Here is a 15,179-nt window from a genome sequence, read left to right as displayed (position 1 = left end):
GGCCTATCCTGCCCCCGACGTCCGACGAAATGGGGTCCGTCCCGAGTGGAACCCGCGCGGCGTCTCCACGACCAACACCGCGACGTCGTCCTGACCCGCGCTCGCGGCCGTATCGACGAGCAGATCGGCCAGTTGGTCGGCCTCGACCCCGGCGTGCCAGGTCAGCAGCTCTCCCAGTCGCTCCAGACCGGTGTCGACGAGCTGGGTGCGGCTCTCGACCAGGCCGTCGGTGTAGAGGATCAGCACCGACCCGGCGGGCAGGTGGACGGTGTGGTCCCGCCGGGGAAATCCGCGGACCGCGCCGATGAGCGGGTCGGTACCGGTCAGCAGGCTCGTCCGCCCGGCGTGCAGCGTCATCGGCGGCGGGTGGCCGGCGTTCGACCAGGTGAGGACGTGGCCACCGTCCGGGGCCGCATCCAGGTAGGCGAGCAGCACGGTCGCCAAGCCCCCCGCGCCCAGCGTGCCGGTGGCCTGATCCAGTCGGCGCAAGATCACCGACGGCGGCTCCTGCCGATCGACGATGAGCGTGCGCAGCATGCTGCGGTACTCGCTCATCGTCGCGGCGGCCGCGATGCTGTGCCCGACGACATCGCCGATCACCAGCGCCAAGCGGTGACCGTCGAAGCTGATCGCGTCGTACCAGTCACCGCCGACGTGATTCTCGTGGTGCGCCGGGACGTACCGCGCGGCCAGCCGCAGATCACCGTGGGCCGGTAGCGGGGTGAGCAACGCCTTCTGCAGGGTCGCCGCCGCGGTGCGCCGATCGTCGAGCACCCGTGCGCGGGTCAGCGCCATCGCTGCGTAACCGGCGAGCGAGATCAGCACCGCCTCCTCGGACGCATCCGGCCGGTGGGGCACCTTCCAGACGAACGTCAGGGCGCCGATCGGGCCGCGCTGGCTCGGCAACGGCACACTCGCCGACGACTGCCAACCCATCTCCTCGAACGTCGCCACCGCTTCCGGGGCGCGTTCGGCGACCGCATCCAAGTCCGAGAGCAGCACCAGGTGCCCCGTGCGCGCGGCGAGCGCCGACGGTGTGGCCGCTTCGAGGCCGTAGCGCGCCCATCGCGCGGCGACCCCCTCCGGCAGGTGCTGCGTGGACGCCAGCGAGACCACACCGCCGGGTTCCAGCCGCGAGATCCCCACGTACGCCGGCTCCGGGTCGAGCACGCCGGTCACGAGGTTCCGAACGGTGTCGACCACCTCGTCGAGGGTGGTCGTGGCGGCCAGCGCCTGGCTCGCCCGCAGCAGCAACTGGCTGCGGGCGAACGCCGCACCGGTCTGCCGCTCCGCCGCTCGGGCCTGCGCGTGGCCTCGTCGGGCGGTCTCGGTCACGATCCGCAGGCGCAGGCTGTCGGAGCACGCGGCGGCCAGGTCGGACAGGAGTCCGAGCTCGCGGTCGGTCCACTGCCGTGGCCGGTGGTCGATCGCGCAGAGCGAGCCCAGCGTGGCTCCGTCGGCGTCCGTCAGCGGCGCTCCCACGTAACCGACCACCCCCAGGTCCTCGACCGCCAGGTTGTCGCGCACCCGGGGATCCGCTCGGGCGTCGACCACGGTCAGCGGCTCGGCGTCGGCCACGACGTGTTGGCAGAACGAGTGGCTCAGCGGCGTCTGCCGGGTCGTCGCCCACGGCTCGCCCAGCCCGCAGGCGCCGGGGAAGACCTGCCGATCCGCACCGACCAGCGCCACCAGGGCAACCGGCACGTTCAGCACGGCGCACACCATCTCCGCGAACCGGTCGAAGGCCGCGTCGGCCGAGGCGCCCAGCCCGGTGCGCTGCACGGCATCCAACCGGTGGTGGTCGTCCGGCGCGGCTCGGAACGCGTCCGGATGGCTCACCAGTCACCTCGACCTGGCGCAGTCACGCAAAAATTCTACGGAACCCGCCGTCACCCCGCCTGTTACGCCTTCACCCGAGCGCGGCCCAGAAGTCCCGGTAGAGGTCGGACTGCAGCGGCATGCCGGAACGCTGGGTCATCAGGATGCCGATCGTCTCGGACTCCGGCTCCACCCAGAGCGAGGTGCCCAGCCCACCGTCCCAGCCGAACCGACCGGACGGCGTCACCGCGAGCCCGTAGCCCCAGCCGTGCCGCTCGAAGAAGCCGGGGAAGACGTGCGCCCCCGCTTTTTGGTGCGGTGTCAACTGGTCGGACGTCATCGATGCCACCGACCGCCTGGCCAGCAACCGGTTCGACCCGACCCGGCCGCCGGCCAGCAGGAGCTGCCCGAACGCCAGCAGGTCGTCGACGGTCGAGACGAGCCCGCCGGCCGCGGACGGGTAGGTCGGCCGCTCCCGCCACTCGGTGCCCCACTGCCCCGGGTCGTAGACGTGCAGCTCCCCGCTCCGCGGGTCGGACACGTACGCCGGCGGGACCCGGTCGAGCTCGGCCGCGGGTACGAAGAAGCCGGTGTCGACCATGCCGAGCGGGTCGAACACCCGCTCCTGCAACACCTGCTCCAGCGGCTGTCCGGACGCCCGGCCGAGCAGGATTCCCAACACGTCCGCTCCGATGCTGTACATCCACCTCTCGCCCGGGTGGTGCACCAGCGGCAGCGTGCCGAGCCGCCGCAGCCACTCGTCCGGGCTGTCGGAGTTCTCCGGTACCGGCGGCCCGTTCATGATCCGGAGCTCGTTGGCCGCGCGCCGCAGCGGTGCGTCGCCCGCACCGAAGAACAGGCCGAACCCCCACGTGTTGGTCAGGAGGTGCCGGAGCGTGATCGGGGACTGCGCCGGTTCGGTGTCGTCCAGATCCGCCGTGAACGACCGGATCACCCGCCGCGAGGCGAGCTCGGGCAGCCAGAGGTCGACCGGGGCGTCGAGGCCGAGGCGATCCTCCTCGGTGAACATCAGCGCGACCGCGGCGACGACCGGCATCGTGATCGCCCCGATGCGGAAGATCGTGTCGCGACGCATCGGTGCGCCGCCGGGCTCGGTGACGCCGATCGCGTCGACGGTCACCTCGCCGCGCCGACTCACCAGCGCGACGGCCCCCGGGACCGCGCCGCTCTCGACGTACGCGCCCAGCACGTCCGAAACCTGCGCGGTCGACAGCTCACCCATCCGTACAGCATGTCAACCCGGTGGCGGGTTGCTCAGCCCTGCTCCTGGATGACCAACAGCATCGTGCCCGCCGGGTCGCGGAGATAGGCGACACGTTCGCCCCAGGGCATGTCAGCCGGCGGGGTCACGAGTCCGTCCCCACCGGCTTTCTCGATCGCCGCGTCGAGGTCGGGGACGTAGAGGCAGAGGTCGACGGCGTGGCCGGTCGCCGGGAGCGGGGTCTCACCGTAGAGCGCTGGCTCGGTGCCACGGCCGATCGCGACCTGGCCGGTGCCGATCTGCAGCGTGAGGTAGACCGGCTCGCCCTCCTCCGGGAAGCGGTACGAGAGCTCACCACCGAATACACGTTCGTAGAACTCACGCACCGGCGCGATCTCACGACAGTTGATGATCGGGAAGACGCTCATGCGCCGAGTGTCGCGGATCCACGATCTGGCCGGTCTCCCACGTGTCAGACGGCCTCGAGCGTGGGCTCGGGTTCGCGTGCGCGCGGGCTTGCCACCGCGGCCGCGCCTGCTAGCAGCACCGCCGCGAACAGCGCGCCGAGCCCTGGCATCAGACCTGGGTGGCCCGCCACCGCGACCGGTCGCCGGGGCTGCTGCATCACGAACGGGGTGTTGAGCGCCTTCACCCGTTCCGCGACCACCTGCCCGGCCGCCACCGCGACGTCCTCGGCTACCGCCTTGTCCCGGGCGGACGCGCGGACCGTGATCGCGCCACCCTGGCGCGACACCTCCAGCGACACCCTCACGTGGTCCGCCTGGTCCTGGGTCAGCCCGGCCCGACGCGCGACGACGCTCGAGAAATCGGCGGAATTGGCCACGACCGTGAACGACGGCACCAATTGGCCCCGGGTGATCAGGTCACGCTGGTAGGCCGTCAACCAGTCCTCGTCGGCCGCGACCACCGACGCCCGGCTCTCCAGCTCCACGCTCCACGTCGTCGGCACCGCCCGGACGACGAGCACCGCACCGAGCACGAGAACCAGCCCGGCCGCGGGCAGCAGCACCCGTGGCGTCCAGGCCCGGAGATCGATCACCCGGGCCCGAGGCGGCGGATCCACCTCCGTCGGCTCCGGCAGCGCGCCGACCGCCCATCGGACCCGCACGTCGAGCGCGGCCGCGACCCCGGCCAGCAGGAGCAGTACCCGGAAGTCCGACAGGTGCAGGAACACGCTCGCGGCGAGCCACCCGACCAGCGCCGACGCGACCCCGATCGCGAGCAGGTGCTCTGTCTGCCGTCCGATCGAGCGGGCGAGGTGCGACACCCGCCAGCACACGAAGAAGATCGCGCCGAACAGGATCCCCCACGCCGCCAGCAGCACCAAGCCGCCATCGGCGGCCTGCTCCAAGTAGAAGTTGTGCGAAGCCACCACGATCGTGACCGGGTCGCCCTGGTCGGAGTACCGGTCGTACTGCGGGAACAGCGTCCCGTACGTGCCCATGCCGTGGCCGAACGCCGGTGCGTCGAGGAACATCCGCCACGCGGCTTCCTGCAGGCGCGCCCGGGTGACCAGTGACGGGTCGGCCGCGGCGATGTTCGACGACGCCGACACGTCGGTGAGCGTGGCCAGCCGTTCCCAGACCCCACTGACCGGTATCGCGACGAGCAGCAGGAGCGGCAGGTAGGCCAGCATCCGGCGGTACTTCCCACCGGCCATCACGAACCAGACCACGATCGCCGGCAGCACCGCGAGGAATCCACCCCGCGACTGGGTGAGGAACAACCCGCCGACCAGCGCGAGCGTCGCACCGACCCAGAACAGCTTGGTCAGCCCGCGGTTGATCGCCCACAGGCTCAAGGCCAGCGGGACCACGATCACCAGGGCGCGGGCCCAGAAGTTCACGTCCGCGGCGGTCCCCGCGTGCCGCGGTGTCATCGCCCCGTGCTCCTCCACGAGCGGGACGTTGCTCAGGCCGTAGAGGTTCCCCACGTTGTCCAGAACGACTTGGTGGACGATCGTCAGCGCGGCGATGACCGCCAGCCCACCGACGACGGCGGACAGCACGGCCTTCCACGAACCGGTGGCGCAGAGCAGCGCGTACACCAGCGCGAAGTAGACCAAACCGTTCGCGTAGTCCATGAACAGCGTCCAGCTCGTCGGCGGGTCGACCGAGTTGAACATCGTGACGAACCAGGCCGCGACCAGGACGAGCAGTGCCGTGAGAACCGGTGACCAGCCGACCTTCAGCTTGTTCTGCCGCCAGAGCACGAACAGCGCGAGGACGACCAGGGCCAGCATCGGCTTGAACGGACTGACGCCGGTGTTCGTCTCGACGACGACGTTGAGATTCGTGGCGTCGAGCATCACCGTGACGACGAGGATGATCGTCGGTCGGAGCAGGGCGAGCGCGACAAGTGAAGCCGCAACGACGCCAACCGCGACGAGACCGGCGATTGTGGAGACCACGACGCTCCTGAACGATGCGGGGGGTCACGACTCTGGCGAGGCTACCTAAACTTTCAAGTCGCGGGGTTTCACGCCAGTGTCGTTACCGGCAGTATCCGATGGCTGGTTCTCGCTCGTCAGGTCCTCCGTTCGGGGACGTAACGCACCGAACCCAGAGACACGGTTAGATGTGCCGCGAGGCGGCCACCGGCCGTTGGAGGGGGAGCCGATGGTGGAATCCACCCAGGTCAGGCGAGCGGTGTACATCACCACGACCGAGCCGGAGCCACGCTCGTACGGCAAGCGGGTGGTGATGGGTGGGATCCTCGACCACCTGTGCGACACCCATGGGGACGACAACGTCCACCTGATCTTGATCGCCAAACCCGACGTCGAAGTGCGTCCGACCAGGTACCACCTGCACGTCGTCGCGAAGCCGCGGTCGACGGAGCAGGTCTGGTCGTTGGTCAGCCGGGTTGTCGCGGGGCCGCACACGTCCATCCAGGAGGCCGCGGTGTACGCACCGCGGATCGCCAAGGAGATCGGCGAGTTGCTGGCGACGATCGACGCGGACCTCGAGGTCTGGGACACGATCCGCACCGGCCAGTACGCCGCCGGTGTGCCGCGTCGGCGGCGCGTCCTGTACGAGGACGATCTGTTCTCCGAGCGCTACAAGACGATGCTGCGGGAGCTGAACGGACCCAGCAACAGGCAGGTCAACCCGCTTGGCGAGTTCCACAAGATGCTGCCGGGCCCGGCGCGTCCGCTGCTGAGCCGCAAGTCGGTGTACCGGCCGCTGCTCCGGCTGGAGAGCCGCCTGGTCGGCGCGTCCGAGCGGAACCAGCCGGCCTGGTTCGACGCGACGCTGCTGGTCAACGACGAGGAGACCAACCGCCTGCGCACGTTCACCGGCCGCACCGACATCCACACGCTGCTGCCGATGCTACCCGACGTGGCGCCGCTCGAACGCGCACCGGTGGGGGCGCGGTTCGCGTTCCTCGGCGGGCTGGACTACGCCCCGAACGCCGACGGTCTGGCCTGGTTCCTGAGCAACTGCCGCGACCAGGTACTCGCCGCGCTGCCGGACTTCGAGTTGCTGGTCATCGGCAAGGGCACCGAGGTCGGCGTCCCGGAGGCGGCGCGCTGGGGCGAGCACGTGAAGTTCGTCGGCTGGGTGGACGACCTCGGCGAGACCCTGGCCGGCTGCTCGGCACTGCTGTCGGTGCTCCGAGTGGGCAGCGGTATCAAGATCAAGGTGCTGGAGGCGCTGTCCCGATCGTTGCCGGTCGTCGCGACGCCGTACGGCGTGCAGGGCACCGAGGTCAGCGAGGAGAACGGCTGCCTGGTCGGCTCGACCCCGGCCGAGCTGGCGACGCTGCTGGCCCGGGCCGCCGACCCCACCACCAACCGAACACTGTCCGCGGCTGCCCGCGAGACCTGGGAAAAGCGATTCGCTCCCGACGTCATCCGCCGTAGCTACGACGAGTTCTTCTCCTGAAGCCTGGGACTACTTCTCCCGCTCGCCCCGCCGCAGGGCCAGCGGAACGCCGATGAGTCCGGCGAGCAGGGCAATCGCGATGGCGATCCACATGGCAGCGCTCATGCCGCATCCGTTGCCCGCCGAGCCGACCGCCAAACCTCAGGCGGCGGGGACCGCACGTGGCGCCGCACGATCGCGGACGGCGCCGAGCACGCCGAGCAACTCGCGTCGGGCCGTCAGCCCGGCCACGACGAACGCCACCGCACCGCACGCGGCGGTCAGCGCCAGCAGCGACCAGAACGAGTTCTCGGGTAACAACGAGCGCAGCGGCAGACCGACCGCGGCGACCGCGGCTGCGACCGCGAACCCGGGGGCGAGCGTCCGCGCCATCGCGCTGGCCGCCACGCCGGTGACGCGGACTGCCATCGTCACCCGGATGATCGCGTAGACGATCTCGAATCCGATGTGCACGGCGGCGACCGCGGCGATGCCCTGCGGAGCCGCGACACCGAACGCAATCGTGACGATGATCGTCGCTGGGATGTCGACCGCGAGCAGCAAACCCGGCCGGCCGAGGGCCGAGAAGACGTCGCCGCTCGCCCAACCCAGCGACTGGCAGGCCAGCGCCAACGAGATCAGCGCCATCGGGACGACGGCGGGCTCCCAGGTCGCCGAGAAGATCACCGGAATCGCGAGCGGGGCCAGCACGGCGAGCGTCGTGCCGGCGGTGAGGCCGAACAACGCCACCAGCCGGGTGGCCTTCAGCATCGTCGTTCGCAGCTTGTCCAGGCCCTCGACGCGCGCCCGGGCGTACACCGGGAACGCCACCGTGGTGAAGATCCACAGGACGTTCGCGATGACGAGTTCCGGAAGCCGGTAGCCCATCCCGTAGTAGCCGAGCGCGGCGGAGCCGAGCACGCTGCCGATGAACAGGTAGTCGACGCTCGCGCGGAACGATCCGAGCACCCGCACGCCGGTCACCGCGCCGCCGAACGACACCAGCGTCTTGATCTTGCTCCAGCGCAGCCGGAAGTCCGGGCGAATCGGCACCAGCATCCACATGAACAGTGCGCACGCCGCCTCGCCGGCGATGATCCCGAGCGCGATGCTCCACGCGCCGTAGCCGGTCAGCGCCAGCGGGACCGACACCGCGACCCGTACACCGGCCCTGGTCAGGTCCGCGACCGTGCGCTTCTTGAACAACATGTCACGTTTCAGGACCGCGTCGTTCACCTGGCTGGCGCCACGGAACAGCGGGTAGAGAAAGAGCGTGGCAAATAAGGCCGTCTGGTCCGATTCGCCAAATAGCCGGGCAATGAGCGGCGACGCCGCCACACCGATTAGGCAGAGCGATGCACTGAGTGCCAGATTCAGTCCGGCGGCGAGCCGTACCCGCGCGTTAATTCCCCGTTCCTGTTCGTACACGAGTGCGTAGCCGACGCCGAGATCGAGAGCGGCGTCAAAGAACGTGATGATCGTCAACCCCGCAGTTACGAGGCCGAAATCCTCCGGAACCAATAGGCGCGCTAGTAACGCGGTGAGCGCCAGCACCACCAGACGGTTACCGCCCCAGGCGAGCGTCGTCCAGAGAAAACCCCTGGTGGCGGCCCCCGCCAAGCTCGGCTGAACGGGCGGTTCACGGTCCTCTCTTCCGGGGTCACGTCCGTCGATCGCGTCCTCGGAAGCGCTGGACTGTGACACGTTTCCTCCCCCCAGGCAGTTGAATGTCCCATTCGCGGGCCGCCGAACGGCGGGCATCGGGCGTTCTGTCGGCTCCGGAACCGTGACCCGAGCGCATGCTAACGTGGGCGGCGAAACCAGCCCCGATCTATTCGCCCCGTCGTTGTCGACGGGCACGCTGCGTAATCTTCTGCAACCAGACATTGTCGACGTGAACAGATGTCGGCCGCACTGCCTAAGGCGTCCACGGGTGGGAGTTATATGGTTCGGGTCCTGACGCTCGTTGACGCGTTTCGGTTAGGAGGCGCCGAAACACTGATCGCGCAACTCGGCCGGGTCGCCGGTACCGCCGGGTTCGAGATGGACGTGCTCAGCCTGTTACCCCCGTCGGACGAGCACTCGAAACTCGAACCGCTGCTGCGCGAGTCCGGACTGACTCCTCGTTATCTCGGGATCCGCCGCACGCTCGATCCCCGCGCCCCGCGTCTGCTGGCCGCCGCGATCAAGGAGTCCGGCGCCGACGTCGTCCACGCCCATCTGGAGATGGCGATGACGCTGGCGGTGCCCGCCGCGAAGCTCGCCGGCCGGAAGGCGCTCTGCACGTTCCACCACGTCCACCGGCCGTTGCCGGGCCGGGCGGCGTGGCGGGAGAAGCTCGCCGTCGAGGTGGCCAGCCGCTCCTACCGCACGATCTTCGTCTCCGAGGCGTCCCGGGCGTCGTTCGCCGAGAAGTACCGCAAGTCCGGTCGGATCCCGAAGAACTGGGTCGTCGTCCACAACGGCGTCGACCTCGCCCACTTCTCCCCCGGCCCCTCGCTGATGCCGCCCGAGTTCGGTCTCACCGGCCGTCCGGTCGTCACCGTGCTCGCCGCTCACCGCGACTTCAAAGGCATCACGCACGCCGTGCGGGCCTGGCCGCTGGTGCGCGCGGCTCGCCCCGATGCCCGCCTGCTACTCGTCGGCGCTGGTAACGAGACCGAGAACCTGGGCCGCCAGGTCACCGAGGCCGGCCTGCAGGACGACGTCGTCTTCGCCGGTGCCCGGTCCGATGTGGCCGCGATTCTGCGGGCCTCGGACGTCGTCCTGCTGCCCTCCACCTACGGCGAGAACCTGCCGACGGTGTTGATCGAGGCGGCCGGGTGCGCTCGTCCGGTGGTCGCGAGCCGGATCGGCGGGATCCCGGACATCGTCGAGGACGGTGTCACCGGCCTGCTTACCCCGCCCGGCGACGCCGACGCGATCGCCGACGCGCTGATCTCCCTGCTCGATGATCCGTCCCGTCGCGCGGCGATGGGAGTGACGGCCCGCTCGCACGTCGAACAGCACTTCGACGCGGTGAACTGGGCGCGGCAGCTGCGCGGCCTGTACGAGGAGGCCGCGGCGGGCCGGCCGGTGGGGACGGCCGCGTGACTGTTCCTGCCCGCCCACGCGTGGTGGTGGTCGCCGAGGCGGCACCGATGCGCGGTGGCATCGCCACGTTCGCCGAGACGATCACCGCCGATCCGCGCCTGGCCGCCGAGTTCGACGTCGAGCTGCTCAACACCGCCCGCACCGCCACCCGCCAGGGCGGCAAGTTGGTCTTCTCCAACATCACCCACGCGCTGAGCGACGCGTGGAAGACGTTCGAAGCCGCCCGGCGCGCCGACGTCGTGCACGTCCAGCTGGTCGCCGACCCGGGGCTGCCGACGATCCGGGCGGCGGCGCTCTGCCTGGCCGCGCGGGCAGGCACCCGGGGCGTCGTCGCCCACGTCCACTCGGCCACCGGCAACGCCGGACGACCCGAGGTCGCCGACTACAGCGCCCGGGACCGGCGGATCCTCCGTGCGGTCGGGGTCAGCGCGCTGGTGCTCACGGTTTCCGACGCCGGTACCAGCACGTTCTCCGAGATCCTGCCGAAGACGCCGGTTGAGACCGTCGACAACGCGGTGGACGTGGGGAGTTTCGAACTCGCGCGCCTCGACGCCGACGTCCCCACCGTGCTGTTCGTCGGCGTCGTCTGCGCCCGCAAGGGCGTACCGGAACTCGCCGCGGCCTGCGCCGACCTCCGGACGCGAGGCGTGCGGTTCAACCTGGTGATCATCGGCGGCCAGGGCCCCACCCCGGACGAGGAGTACGCCCGGGTGATGGGCGCACTCGAGTCCGCCGGGCTGGCGGACGCCGCCGTCGGGCCGGAGTACGGCGAACAGGTCCGGGTGCGCTTGCGGGACGCCGACGTGTTTGTCCTTCCGTCCTATCTTGAGGGCCAACCGATGGCCATCCTGGAAGCGATGGCCAGCGGTCTGCCGGTCGTGGCCACCGCGATCGGAGCAGTACCGACGATGATCCGGGACGGTGTCGAGGGTCGGGTGGTCGAGCCCGGCGACGTACCGGCCCTGACCGAAGCGCTAGCGGACGTACTTGCGTCGAAAACACGGCGCCAGACGATCGGAGCAGCAGCACGGAAACGCGCCGAGGAGCGGCACGACCTGCCGATACTGAGCGCCCGCCTCGCGGCCGCCTACCGATCGGTGCTGGTCAGGTCGCCGCGCCCGAGGCGCGATGCCGCAGGACGCAGCCGAGCACCAAAGATGGGACCGTCCAGTGAGTGATTTCCAGCCGTTGCGGCGCAGCCTGCAGATCGCTGTGGTCGCGGCGTTACTCGTGTTGGCCGCCGGCGCGGTGTTCGCGCTGACTCAGCAGGGCCGCTACAAGGCGGAGACCTCGCTGATCGTGCTGCCGGCGAGCACTCTGGACGCCCAGGAACAGGCGAGCTTCCTGGAGACACTCAGTCGGGGCCAGGTGGTCGCCACGATGGCGGAGGTCGCCCAGAGCGGGCGCTTCGAGACCGAGGCCGAGAAGGCGCTGGGCCTCTCCACCGCCGAGGCCGCCGACACCACCGTGACCGTGACCGTGGTGCCGTCCACGTCGGTGCTGCTGATCGAGGCGGAGGCGAGCACCGCCGGCATCGCCGAGCAGGTCGCCGACCGCACCGCGGCGCTGAGCGCCACCTACCTGCAGTCGATGATCAAGCCTTACACCGCGACGCAGGTGCGACCGGCGGCCGGCACCGCGTACTCGGCGGGTACCGCGCCGTGGATCGTCCTCGGCGGCACGGTGATCGCTGCGCTGGCGGTCGCGCTCGCCGTACAGCAGGCGGCCTACCAGGTGCTGCAGTCCCGGCGCCGAGCACGCCGACCGGTCCGGCGTCCGCCGTTCTCGGCCGCGTCCTCGGCCACCCCGACGGCGGCCCCCGCGGCGGCGGCAGCTCCGGCCGCCGCCGACGCCACCGCCGAGACACCCAACGGCTTCACCGGCACGTCCGAGTGGGCGGGCAAGGGTGAGAAGAAGACCGAGACACCGTCGACGAAGACGGATCCGACACCGTCCACCACCGAGTCCAACTCGGCCGACGAACGGGTTCTCTTTTCGTGACCGCGAGCAACACCGTCGGCGAGACGTCGAATGAGACGTCCGCGGATCAGACCCCGCTGACCATCGTCCTCGTGGAGTTCCTCCCCAGCGGAGGGATGTTCCAGTTCAACTTCATGCTGGGCGAGGCGCTCGCCTCGCTCGGTCACCAGGTGACGCTGCTGACCGGCCCGGAGCCGGAGCTGTCCACCAACGTCCCCGGCTTCACCGTCCGATCGTTCTTCCCCACCTGGCATCCCGGCGCCGACACCGGCGAGGCCAACTGGTTCCGGAAGGTTCGCCGGGTCTGGCGCGCCGCGCGGCTGACGTACTCCTGGACGAAGCTCGTGCGGCACGTCCGCAGCACCCGCCCGGACGTCGTCCAACTGGGCGAGATGCGGTTCGCGCTGGACAGCTACTTCGCGGTGCGTCTCGCGAAGAAGCGGCGGCCGGGCACGGTCATCGCCGAGGTCGCGCACAACCCGACGCCGTACGACGTCAGCGGCGACCACGACTCGGTCGAGAAGTCCGACCCGGTGACGATGCGGGCGCTGCGGGCGGCCTACCGGGCGTTCGACCTCGTGCTGACGCTCGGCCCCGGACCGCGGGACGACCTGGTCAAGGCCTACCCCGAGGTGCAGCGCACCGCCGTGATCGGCCACGGCGAGTACTCCACTTTCGCGCCCGCCGCCGCCCAGACGCCCGGCGCGAGCACGACTCCGCCGCGGGTGGTCTTCTTCGGGACCTGGACGCGGTACAAGAACATCCCCATGCTGCTCAGCGCCTTCGCGAAGGTCCGTGCGGAGATGCCGACCGCGGAGCTCGTGGTGGCGGGTCCGGTGATGGCGGACCTCGATCTGGACGCGGTGACCAAGCAAGCCGCCGAGATCCCGGGCGTCCAATTGAAGCCGGGGTATGTCGCGATGGAAGATGTGCCTGGTCTGTTCGCCGGAGCCCGGGTCGTCGCCCTTCCCTATGAAATCGTCAATATCAGCGGCGTGGTGCACATGGCATATACGTTCGCTCGACCCGTCGTCGCGACGGACGTCGGATCCATGCGTGACGTCGTCTTGGCGGGCGAGACCGGATTGCTTGCCCAGCCGACACCCGACGGATTCGCGGAGGCCCTGCTGGCGCTGCTTTCTTCCCCAGCCGACGCCGAACGCATGGGCATCGCCGGCTACCGCTTCATGAAGAAGGAATTGTCCTGGGAGAGCGCCGCCGAACGCGCGGTCGCGGGCTTCCGCAGCGCACTGGCCAAGTGACGAACGACCAGGGTATCCCAGCTCGCAACGGGATTTATACGGCAAGTCGGGCAGCCCAGTAATGGTCCACAACGACAGCGATGTCCTGTCACATTCCGAGGCTCAAGATCAACCGCCCGGAGTGCTCCACCCGCCAGCCGTCCGGTCGTTATCAACCTTTCAGCCAAAGGGCGAGTCGGATAGCCGACGATTCCCTCAGAGCCCCGAATATTGCCTGGTCAGCAGTTCGATCGGACGACCCGGAACCCGTTAATCCCTCGTTAAACATCGAGGTCGTCACCCTCTCAGGGGGAGACAGCAGGTCGAGGAGGAGCGATCATGATGTGACGCCAGCATTACGCGTCATTGTGTGACCGGGGCATTACATCCTCGCTACGCGTGATCCGACAACCCAACTGCCGTCAACCGACCACGGGCCTCGAAGCCCGTTTCTCAGGGGTGGGAATGGTGTCGCAGATAACTGGTGAACACCCGGTGGTCGATGTCGATCCCCTTACGACACAGCCACTGACCGAACCGGCGGCGCCAGCGGCGCCGCGCGACGGGTTCATCAAGCGACGCCTGCGCAAGTGGGTGCCGCACATGAAGGCGTACTACATCGTCCTCCCGGTCGACCTGGTCATGCTGTCGATCCCGGCCATCTGGACGCTGGGCAACCTCAAGGCCGTCCTCTCGATGGCCCTGCTGACCGTTGCGCTCTTCGCCACCGGCGGCCGCTACCGCGCGCGACTCCACCTGAGCATCCTCGACGAATTACCGCTGCTGCTGGGACGGCTGCTCACCGCCGCTGCGGTGGTCGCCGTGATCACCTCGATCCGGCACGAGGACACCGTCATCCTCGGCAACTTCCTGCGTGCCGCCGCGGCGGCGATGGCGCTCGTCATCGTCGGGCGGTTCCTCACCGGACAGATCATTTTGTACGGACGCCGCGCCCGACTGGTCGCGCACGGCACCGTCCTGGTCGGGTCCGGGGAAGCCGCGATGGAGCTCACCGACCTCCTCCGGCGCTACCCGCAGTACGGGCTCCGGGTCGCCGCCCACGTCAGCGACGCCGGGCCGGCCGAGGGCATCGACGTGCCGTGGCGCGGCGGTCTGGACGAGATCGAGAACGTCATCCGCGTGACCGGAGCCGACGTCCTGCTGGTCGCCGACACCTCGGACGACGCGCGCCTGGTCGAACTGGTGCGCCGCCCCCGTGCCTCCCGCTGCGACCTGCTGGTCGTGCCGCGGATGCGCGAGTTCCACACCCAGACCGGACTGCCCGACCACATCGGCGCGATCCCGATCATGCGCATCCGGCAGCCCCGGCTGAACGGCCCGATGTGGCTGATGAAGCGGGCGGTCGACCTCATCGTCGCGGCGGTCGGGCTGGTCCTGCTCAGCCCGCTGCTGGCCCTGATCGCGGTGGCGGTGCGGCTGGAGGGCGGTCCGGGCGTGCTGTTCGAGCAGCAGCGGGTCGGGCGCGACGGGCGGCCGTTCGTCCTGTACAAGTTCCGCTCGATGCGGCCGCGCAACGAGGCGGAGTCCGCCACCAACTGGTCGATCGCGGAGGACAGCCGGGTCGGCCCCGTCGGCCGGGTCCTGCGCCGGACGTCGATGGACGAGTTGCCACAGCTCTGGAACATCCTGCGCGGTGACATGACGATCGTCGGACCGCGGCCGGAGCGCCCGTACTTCGTCGAGCGGTTCTCCGCGGAGCACCGCCAGTACGCGTACCGGCACCGGGTGCCTGCCGGGCTCACCGGCCTGGCTCAGGTCAGTGGCCTGCGCGGGGACACGCCGATCTCCGACCGTGCGCGGTTCGACAACTACTACATCGAGAACTGGTCCCTCTGGCTCGACGTGAAGGTGTTCATCCGCACCTTCCTAGAAGTACTACGCGCCGGCGGTAGGTAGTGGCGGCCCGTCCAGGGCGAC

Annotated in this window: 11 protein-coding genes; 6 read left to right on the top strand and 5 right to left on the bottom strand. The window is 69.8% G+C overall.

Going from position 1 to position 15,179, the window contains the following annotated elements; genetic code table 11:
- Positions 1-3 precede the first annotated feature (3 nt).
- From ABEB28_RS31465 to ABEB28_RS31450, 4 genes are all read right to left on the bottom strand, one after another.
- A complete protein-coding gene (locus ABEB28_RS31465) occupies positions 4-1,839 on the bottom strand; it encodes a SpoIIE family protein phosphatase (RefSeq protein WP_345731872.1) in 1,836 nt (611 codons plus the stop codon).
- Positions 1,840-1,909: 70 nt separating this feature from the next.
- Entirely contained in the window at positions 1,910-3,061 is a 1,152-nt protein-coding gene (locus ABEB28_RS31460; protein ID WP_345731871.1) for a serine hydrolase domain-containing protein, read from the bottom strand.
- Between the two features lie 32 nt (positions 3,062-3,093).
- Positions 3,094-3,468, bottom strand: coding sequence for a VOC family protein (locus ABEB28_RS31455; RefSeq protein ID WP_345731870.1), 375 nt, complete (start codon positions 3,466-3,468; stop codon positions 3,094-3,096).
- A 44-nt stretch (positions 3,469-3,512) separates the two neighbouring features.
- Positions 3,513-5,471, bottom strand: coding sequence for an O-antigen ligase family protein (locus ABEB28_RS31450; protein WP_345731869.1), 1,959 nt, complete (start codon positions 5,469-5,471; stop codon positions 3,513-3,515).
- Between the two features lie 208 nt (positions 5,472-5,679).
- Between ABEB28_RS31450 and ABEB28_RS31445 the strand changes: the two genes are divergently transcribed.
- The gene (locus tag ABEB28_RS31445; protein WP_345731868.1) at positions 5,680-6,948 is read left to right on the top strand and encodes a glycosyltransferase; all 1,269 of its coding nucleotides are present in this window, start codon (positions 5,680-5,682) and stop codon (positions 6,946-6,948) included.
- A gap of 141 nt (positions 6,949-7,089) precedes the next feature.
- On the opposite strand, the gene ABEB28_RS31440 is transcribed toward ABEB28_RS31445, so the two are convergent.
- On the bottom strand, positions 7,090-8,787 hold the full coding sequence (locus ABEB28_RS31440; RefSeq protein WP_345731867.1) for a lipopolysaccharide biosynthesis protein: 1,698 nt from the start codon (positions 8,785-8,787) through the stop codon (positions 7,090-7,092).
- 84 nt (positions 8,788-8,871) lie between these two features.
- Between ABEB28_RS31440 and ABEB28_RS31435 the strand changes: the two genes are divergently transcribed.
- The 5 genes from ABEB28_RS31435 to ABEB28_RS31415 all read left to right on the top strand — a co-directional run bounded on the left by ABEB28_RS31435 (position 8,872) and on the right by ABEB28_RS31415 (position 15,158).
- Entirely contained in the window at positions 8,872-10,020 is a 1,149-nt protein-coding gene (locus tag ABEB28_RS31435) for a glycosyltransferase family 4 protein (protein WP_345731866.1), read from the top strand.
- Positions 10,017-11,198: a glycosyltransferase family 4 protein gene (locus tag ABEB28_RS31430; protein WP_345731865.1), complete on the top strand. Its 1,182-nt coding sequence runs from the start codon at positions 10,017-10,019 to the stop codon at positions 11,196-11,198. Before ABEB28_RS31435 ends, ABEB28_RS31430 begins: the two co-directional genes overlap by 4 nt.
- The gene (locus tag ABEB28_RS31425) at positions 11,191-12,021 is read left to right on the top strand and encodes a YveK family protein (RefSeq protein ID WP_345731864.1); all 831 of its coding nucleotides are present in this window, start codon (positions 11,191-11,193) and stop codon (positions 12,019-12,021) included. Before ABEB28_RS31430 ends, ABEB28_RS31425 begins: the two co-directional genes overlap by 8 nt.
- On the top strand, positions 12,018-13,262 hold the full coding sequence (locus ABEB28_RS31420) for a glycosyltransferase family 4 protein (RefSeq protein WP_345731863.1): 1,245 nt from the start codon (positions 12,018-12,020) through the stop codon (positions 13,260-13,262). Before ABEB28_RS31425 ends, ABEB28_RS31420 begins: the two co-directional genes overlap by 4 nt.
- Before the next feature lie 582 nt (positions 13,263-13,844).
- Positions 13,845-15,158, top strand: a complete 1,314-nt coding sequence (locus tag ABEB28_RS31415; protein WP_345731862.1) for a sugar transferase — start codon at positions 13,845-13,847, stop codon at positions 15,156-15,158.
- The last annotated feature ends 21 nt before the right edge of the window (positions 15,159-15,179 follow it).

Source organism: Cryptosporangium minutisporangium, assembly GCF_039536245.1.
GTDB classification, from domain to species: Bacteria; Actinomycetota; Actinomycetes; order Mycobacteriales; family Cryptosporangiaceae; genus Cryptosporangium; species Cryptosporangium minutisporangium.
Note: the sequence above shows the minus strand (reverse complement) of the source record. Positions and strands in the feature narration are given on the sequence as shown.

Coding starts and splice junctions, on each gene's coding strand:
- ABEB28_RS31445 (WP_345731868.1), top strand. CDS start 5,680: ATGGTGGAATCCACCCAGGTCAGGCGAGCGGTGTACATCACCACGACC.
- ABEB28_RS31460 (WP_345731871.1), bottom strand. CDS start 3,061: ATGGGTGAGCTGTCGACCGCGCAGGTTTCGGACGTGCTGGGCGCGTAC.
- ABEB28_RS31455 (WP_345731870.1), bottom strand. CDS start 3,468: ATGAGCGTCTTCCCGATCATCAACTGTCGTGAGATCGCGCCGGTGCGT.
- ABEB28_RS31435 (WP_345731866.1), top strand. CDS start 8,872: ATGGTTCGGGTCCTGACGCTCGTTGACGCGTTTCGGTTAGGAGGCGCC.
- ABEB28_RS31415 (WP_345731862.1), top strand. CDS start 13,845: ATGAAGGCGTACTACATCGTCCTCCCGGTCGACCTGGTCATGCTGTCG.